The following is a 7067-nucleotide window of genomic DNA, read 5'->3' on the forward strand; positions in this document are numbered from 1 at the left end:
TCCAGCAGCGCCTGCCCGACGGTTCCTACCTGGCAACCCTGAACACGGCCGTCTATCGGGCCGGCGTCGGCTACCGGCTCCTGCCGGTCCGGGTGATCGAGGCGTGGATCACCGTCACACTGGCCGACGGCACCACCCGGCGCGAGCCCTGGCGCCTGGTGACCAGCCTGCTCGAGGCCGAGCGCTACCCCGCCCGCGAACTCATCGACCTCTACCACCGCAGGTGGCAGATCGAGACCACGTACTTCTCGATCAAGGTGACGATGCTCGACGGCCGAGTCCTGCGCTCACGCAGCATTCCCGGCCTCGACCAAGAGGTCTATGCGCTGCTGACGGCCTACCAGGCGCTCATCCGTGCCGCCGACGACGCCGTGGGCACCAGACCCGGCGCGGCCATGGAGCGCATCAGCTTCACCATCCTGTTGGAAGCCGCCGCCGACCAGGTCACGCTCGCCGCCGACATCTTCCCGAGTGCGACGTCATCCCTGGTCGGGGCGATCGGGCGGGCCCTCCTGAACGCCCTGTGGCCAGCTGAGCCCCGCCAGCGCGTCAAGGCCCGAACCCGCAAGAATCCGACCAGCAAGTACGGGCCGAACGCCGGGAAACACCCGCAACAGACCCAGACCTACACCCTCGCCGCCGACATCCAGATCATCGAGAACGGACTTGCATCACGCCAGCCACGCTAAACGCAACGGCGTGACTCTGCTGGTGATCTTGTGTGGGGCGCTGACGGCATGGCCGTGGGGTGCTTCGCTGAGGGGTGTGCGGGGTGGCTTCGGAGTCTGGGGTGTGGGTGCGGTGTCGTTACGGCCGCGGAATTTTCAGCGGATCCCGGCGAGGACGCTGCGGACAGCGCGGGCAGCGTGTCCGAAGGGCACTCCGGCGATGCTCATCCGGGACCGGCTCGATGTCCTGTTCGAGGACGACGAGTTCGTCGGGCTGTATCCCGGTGACGGCAGGCCGGGCCTGTCGCCCGGACAGCTGGCGCTGGTGTCCGTGCTGCAGTTCGCAGAGAATCTGTCCGACCGTGCGGCGGCGGACGCGGTCCGCACCAGGATCGACTGGAAGTATGCCCTCGGCCTTGAGCTGGAGGATCCTGGATTCGATCACTCTGTGTTGTGCGAGTTCCGGGCCCGGCTGGCCGAACAGGACGGCGCCGCCGACCGGTTGCTGCAGGTGATGCTGGACCGTCTGATGGAGGCCGGCCTGCTCAAAGCCGGGGGCCGGCAGCGTACCGACGCCACCCATGTACTGGCTTCGGTCCGGACCCTCAGCCGCCTGGAGCTGGTCGGGGAGACGTTGCGGGCGGCGCTGGAGAAACTGGCCGAAGCCGCGCCCGCCTGGCTGACGCCGCTGATCGAGCCCGAGTGGGCCAAGCGATACGGACGCCGGGTGGAGATCGGCAAACTGCCAGGCGGCAAACCAGCCGTGACCGCCCGGGCCGAGGAGTTCGGCCGGGACGGACAGAAGATCCTCACCGCCGCCTGGGCCGCCTGCGCCCCACCCCACCTGCGCCTGCTGCCGCAAGTGGAGATCCTCCGTCAGGTCTGGGTCCACCACTACTTCTGGGACGTGGACGGATCCCTGCGCTGGCGGGACGGCCACGCGCTGCCGCCCGCCTCGCTGCGGTTCGATTCCCCCTATGACACCGATGCCCACTACTCCGTCAAACGGGCCACCGCCTGGAGCGGATACCGGACACATTTCACGGAAACCTGCGACGAAGAACGCCCCGAACTGGTGGTCCATGTCGCCACCACGATCTCCACCGTCCAGGACATCGAGCTGATCGACACCATCCACGACGATCTCGCCGAGCGGCGCCTCCTGCCCGCCGAGCATGTGGTCGATTCCGGCTACGTATCTCCGGCACGCATCGAGCGGGCCCAGCAGGTGCACGGCATCAGCCTGCTAGGCCCGGTCGTCGCCGACCACAGCGCCCAGGCCAAGGCCGGTTCGGGTTTCGGCAAGGCGGCCTTCACTATCGACTGGGACAACGAGCAGGCAATCTGCCCGCGCGGGGCCACGAGCGTGTCCTGGACCAGGCTGAACATCAAGGACCACGCCTATCTGCAGGCCCGGTTCGCCGAGGGGGACTGCCAGACCTGCCCGGACCGCGCGCAGTGCACCTCTTCAGCCACCGGGCCCCGATCCATCGCCGTGCTGCCCCGGCCGCTGCACGAGATCCAGATGCGCAACCGGCTCGACCAGCGCACCGAGCAATGGCAGCGCCGCTACGCGATCCGCGCCGGCATCGAGGCCACCCTCTCGCAGAACGTCCGCGCCCACGGCCTGCGTCGTTCCCGTTACCGGGGCCTGGCCCGTACCCACGTTCAGCATGTCCTCACCGCGATGGCCTGCAACGTCACCCGGGTCTCCGACTGGATAACCAGCACTCCCAGAACCCGCCGCCGCACCACGCACTTTCACGCACTGTGCGCAGCCACCGTATGACCCCACCAACATCACCAGCAGAGTCACGGCGTTGTGACCAAGCTCTGTACTTGGCCGTGCACCCCGCACCCCGCACCCCCTCCGAGGGGGTGCGGGAAGGCCCCACGGCCGTCACGCAGCCAGGGCAGACGTCGGCAGCGGTGCGTCCGGGTTCATGGCCCAGTCGACCGCGGCAACGACTTCGTCATCCAAGGCGTCGAGCAGGTGGCCATAACGGTCGACGGTCGTGGTGATGGACTCGTGCCCGAGGCGGCCCTGAATGGCTGGGAGCGGAACCTTCGCGGCAATGAGCCATGAAGCATGTGAGTGCCGAAGGTCGTGCACGCGTGGGGCCTTGGTGAGCCCTTCGGTGCGAGCGCCTTCGATCGCGGGGTGCCAGCGCAGGCTACGGAAGGTCCAGGTGTCCCAGCGCCCGCCCTTGGGCCCCGTGAAGAGGAGATCGTTGGGAGTGATGCCTTTGGCTCGCCTTCGGAGCATCTGGTCCAGGTTGCTGGTGATCACTATGGTCCGGCGAGCCTTCTTGGTCTTGGGGGCGCCGAGGTAGGCCGCGCCATCCTGGTCCCGCTTCCAGGCTCGCTGGATGCGGATCGCGGGCCGACCGTTGCGGCGCACGAGGTCCCGAGGCTGGAGTGCGGTGATCTCTCCCCAGCGGGCGCCGGTCTCGGCAAGAGCATCGGCGAGCTCGCGAGCATCCTGGTCGACCAGGTGAGTGCGCAACAGTGCCCACTCGTCACGTTCGAGAAAGACCATCGCGTCTTCGACCCCGTCGTCCTTACGGGGGAGCCGGGTGCCTGCGCACGGGTTCTTCGTCCGCAGAGGTGGGTTCCGCTCCACCGCGCTCTGGCAGATGCCGGAGAGCAACCCGTGGACGTTGCGGATGGTCTTGGGGCTGAGTTTGCGGCGCTTGGTGCCTTCCGGGTCTTGAGGAGCCGGCCGCCCGGCCTCCAAGTCGTTGACCCAGGTACGTATGAGGTCTGAGGTAAGCCCGCCCTCCCCATCGCGCATCGAATAGCTGCGGAACCACGGGGAGAGCTTCTGGTGGACCAGCTTGCGGTACTCGGCTTTGGTGTCGCCCTGAACTCCGGTGAGCTGATCGATGTAGCGAAGCGCGAAGGGCTCGAAGAGTTCACCGGGTTGGCGTACGTCCTCGACGAAGCCCTGCCCGCGCACCCACCCCGGCGGCCACTGCTGGCCGTGGCCGTTCACCAGATCCTTGAAGCGCTCGGCGGCCGTCTCGTCCTCGAAGACCTCCGACTCCTGCTTCCCGCCCCGTGCCCCGCCAGCACGCCACATCACCGTGTGGCTGACCGTGCCGCCGCTCTTTGCTCGCTGCTTTATGTACGCCATGCAGCGCACCGTAAATCAGATCGGTGCTGACATGGTGCTGACGTTATAGACACAAAAAGTCCTCCTGACCGGCGTTTCCGCTGGTCAGGAGGACTATGATCAAGGTGCCCCCAACGGGATTCGAACCCGTGCTACCGCCTTGAAAGGGCGGCGTCCTGGGCCACTAGACGATGAGGGCTGGTGGCCACCTTGGCGTCGTTACCGGCGCCGTCGGGGACGTGAGAAGCATATGGGATGGGAGGACCGTTCGCCAAAACGGTTTACCCGGTGCCGTCGGAAGAGTTCCTGGCCGGGCGGGAAAGGGGGCCTGCCGAGGGGCCGGACGGCGGGCCGGTGGAGTGAAGCGGAGGGGAGGGCGACGGCGTGGCGCCGGGCCGGTTCTCGCGGGGGAGATGGCGGCTGACCTCGGCCCGGGACAGGCCCAGGCCGCCCAGGGTGATCTCGTCCCACGCCTGTAGCCGTTTGGTCTTCCGGTCCAGATAGAGCACCGACGCCTGGACCGGCGCGGGCTTCTTGTTCTGCACCGCGCGCAGCCCGCCGCCGCCCGTGGAGCCCTCGACCATCAGCCGGGTGCCCCGGGGGAGCGTGGTGTTCTCCCGGTGGTGGAGGTGGCCGGCCAGGGCGAGCGGTGCCAGGCCGTCCGCCTCGGTCGCGGCGACGGGGTTGTGGGCCAGCGCGATGTCGACGGGGGTGCCGGCCAGCCGCTGGGTGCGCAGCGCGCCGGCGAGCCGGCCGCCGGCGGTGCGCTCGGCGGGGTCGCCGGCCGCCACCACGGAGCGGTCCGGGGTGAACTGCGGGTCGCCGATGCCCGCGAGCCGTACGCCGGCGATCCGGGTGACGTCGCCGTTGTCGAGGACCGTGACGTGCTTGCGGTGGGTCAGATACCGCTGTGTGGTGCGCGAGTCGTGGTTGCCGCGCACCCAGACGTACGGGGCACCGAGGGAAGAGGCCGGGTCCAGGAAGTGGTTCTCGGCGGCCGAGCCGTGGTCCATGGTGTCGCCGGTGTCGACGATCACGTTGATCCGGTACTGCTTCACCAGGGAGGCGATGATCCCCCAGCTGCCGGGATTGAGATGGATGTCCGAGACGTGCAGGACACGGAGGGTGGTGGGGTCCGGCTGGTACGCGGGCAGCGTCGACGTGGCGTCGTAGAGCTTGGTGACGTTGGTCACCAGCCGCGCCAACTCCTTCTGGTAGACGTGGAATTCGCTGACGATGCTGCGGGCGTTGCCGACCACGGACGGGGCCGAGGAGAGCAGTCCGGAGAACTTCGGTTCCAGTACGGACCGGGGGTTCCAGGTGGCGTACGCGGTGCCCGCACAGGCGGCGAGCAGGGTGAGCGCCAGGCCGCCGGCGGCCAGTGCGCGGCGCGGGCGGCGGTGCACGGCCAGGCTCAGCGCGGTGGCGCCGGACGCCACGGCGACGCAGGAGTGCAGCGCCAGCCGCAGGGCGCCGTGGGTGACGTCACGGGTGACCTCGTCCTGCAGGCCGGCGAACCGCTCGGGGTGGTCGACCAGCGCCTGGGAGCGGATCGGGTCCAGCCGGTCGACGTCGACATCCAGCCGGACGGGTGCGTAGTGGCTGCTCAGTTCCAGGTCGCCGAGCGGCGCAACGGTGATCCTGGTGCCGCCGGTCAGGGAGGGGCGCAGCGCCATGCTGGTGTCCATCGGGCCGACCGGGACGCGGAGGCTGCCGATCAGCAGCAGCCCCAGCCAGGCACCGAGGACGGTGACGGCAATCAGGCCGAGGGCGGAGCGTACGGGGCGACGCGGAGCACCGTCGGGCAGGGTGGCGGTGGGGGCCGTACGGCGGGAGCGGTAGGCGCGGCGGACGGCTGCGGGCAGTGCGCGTACGCCGTCGGAAACGGCCGGCAGCAGCCGGTGCGGGGGGCGTTGCGAGCGGTCGGGGTGCGGTGTCCGGGAGCGCGCGGCGCGGGCCATTGGTCCCGTATGCCCCACCGCGGCGCCGTTACGCGAGGAGCGGCGGCTTCCGGTTGGGCTGCGGTGCGGCGGGCGGTCCGTGACGACCGGTGGGGGGCCGGGTGGCGGAGAATGGTGGTGTGCTGGAAATGACGCGCGAGGAGTTCGAGGAACTGGTCGCCGAGGCCCTGGACCGGATCCCGCCGGAGCTGACCCGGCTGATGGACAACGTGGCGGTCTTCGTCGAGGACGAACCCCCGGCGGACGACCCCGGGCTGCTCGGGTTGTACGAGGGGACGCCGCTGACCGACCGCGGGGAGTGGTACGCCGGTGTGCTGCCGGACCGGATCACCGTCTACCGGGGCCCGACCCTGCGGATGTGCGACACCCGCGAGGACGTGGTCGCGGAGACCGAGGTGACGGTCGTTCATGAGATCGCGCACCACTTCGGGATCGACGACGAGCGGTTGCACGCGCTCGGGTACGGCTAGGGCCTGTCCGATGGCCAGGGGCGATTGGTCAGGGTCGGAAAGGCCGCGGCGAGGTGCCGGGCCCGGGGGTACCTCCCAGCGGTAGCTGGGGAGCGTCGCGGCTCGGCCTTCCGGTGGGCCGGCGGGCTGCCGGGGCGTCCCCGGAGGCACACCCGGCGCGATCCGCCGGGTGTCGCGCGTGTCCTCGGGCGGGCGGCGGGAGTTGGGCAGGTCGTCCGTGCCGCTGTCCCTGCGCTCCGGATCCGGAGGTCCCGCCGTGCGCCCGAGCCCTTACCGCCACTCGTCCCCGATGCCGACACCGTCCCCGTCGTCGTCCACGACCCTTGCCCCTGTCCCCGCCACCCGCCCCCCGACGGGCCGGATGCGCTCCCGTGCCGCCGCGGCCGTGACCGTCTCCGCGCTGGCCTTCTCGCTGGCCGGCTGCATGAGCGTGAGCGATCCGGAACAGCCGAAACCGTCCGGCAGTACGGCGCGGCACGACGCGAAGGGCGGGGCGCACGGCCCCGGCGGGGTGTCCGTCGACGGCCGCGGCGGCGGTCCGCGGCGGATGGGGCGTGGCGGTGCGGCGCACCCGGCCGGCGGCGACGACAAGGAAGCCGACGACGCACAGAGCGCGGTACCGACACCGTCCGAGCCCGGCGCTCCGTCCCGTCCGGTGCAGCCGTCGGGTCCTGAGCCCGGCGCGGGAGCGGGCCACGGCGGCCGTCCCGGGCGCGCCCAGCCCTCGCCCTCGCACCCCGACCGGCCTGCCACTCCGCCGGCTCAGACCACCCCCGCCACGCCTCCCGCACAGCCCTCGCCGCCGCACCTTCACTAATCCGCACCGGCCTCTTCCCCTGCCACCCGTCCGCAC

General features: G+C 70.4%; 6 protein-coding genes and 1 tRNA gene. 4 read left to right on the top strand and 3 right to left on the bottom strand.

Annotated features, from left to right (window positions below; genetic code table 11):
* Positions 1–689, top strand: a 689-nt coding sequence (locus tag EST92_RS30165) for a transposase (RefSeq protein WP_135789080.1), incomplete at its 5' end; no start/stop codon positions are given.
* A gap of 112 nt (positions 690–801) precedes the next feature.
* Positions 802–2457, top strand: coding sequence for an IS1182 family transposase (locus EST92_RS30170; protein WP_129283862.1), 1656 nt, complete (start codon positions 802–804; stop codon positions 2455–2457).
* Positions 2458–2568: 111 nt separating this feature from the next.
* Here EST92_RS30170 and EST92_RS30175 read toward each other — a convergent pair whose 3' ends face one another.
* The 3 genes from EST92_RS30175 to EST92_RS30185 all read right to left on the bottom strand — a co-directional run bounded on the left by EST92_RS30175 (position 2569) and on the right by EST92_RS30185 (position 5744).
* On the bottom strand, positions 2569–3804 hold the full coding sequence (locus EST92_RS30175; protein ID WP_174244174.1) for a site-specific integrase: 1236 nt from the start codon (positions 3802–3804) through the stop codon (positions 2569–2571).
* Positions 3805–3909: 105 nt separating this feature from the next.
* Positions 3910–3982: transfer RNA gene (locus EST92_RS30180), tRNA-Glu, on the bottom strand.
* An 82-nt stretch (positions 3983–4064) separates the two neighbouring features.
* On the bottom strand, positions 4065–5744 hold the full coding sequence (locus tag EST92_RS30185; protein ID WP_129283863.1) for a metallophosphoesterase: 1680 nt from the start codon (positions 5742–5744) through the stop codon (positions 4065–4067).
* Between the two features lie 119 nt (positions 5745–5863).
* Here EST92_RS30185 and EST92_RS30190 point away from each other — a divergent pair, with 119 nt between their 5' ends.
* Positions 5864–6214 (top strand): metallopeptidase family protein, encoded by a 351-nt coding sequence (locus tag EST92_RS30190; protein ID WP_006604686.1) that lies wholly within the window; start codon positions 5864–5866, stop codon positions 6212–6214.
* Positions 6215–6503: 289 nt separating this feature from the next.
* Positions 6504–7031 carry a hypothetical protein gene (locus tag EST92_RS30195; RefSeq protein WP_254069148.1) on the top strand — a complete coding sequence of 176 codons (528 nt, stop codon included), beginning with the start codon at positions 6504–6506 and terminating at the stop codon, positions 7029–7031.
* The last annotated feature ends 36 nt before the right edge of the window (positions 7032–7067 follow it).

The organism is Streptomyces sp. TM32 (assembly GCF_004122755.1).
GTDB lineage: Bacteria > Actinomycetota > Actinomycetes > Streptomycetales > Streptomycetaceae > Streptomyces > Streptomyces sioyaensis.

What these genes read in the sequence shown, in the direction of transcription:
- EST92_RS30175 (WP_174244174.1), bottom strand. Translation starts at nt 3,804, where the DNA reads ATGGCGTACATAAAGCAGCGAGCAAAGAGCGGCGGCACGGTCAGCCAC.
- EST92_RS30185 (WP_129283863.1), bottom strand. Translation starts at nt 5,744, where the DNA reads ATGGCCCGCGCCGCGCGCTCCCGGACACCGCACCCCGACCGCTCGCAA.
- EST92_RS30195 (WP_254069148.1), top strand. Translation starts at nt 6,504, where the DNA reads ATGCCGACACCGTCCCCGTCGTCGTCCACGACCCTTGCCCCTGTCCCC.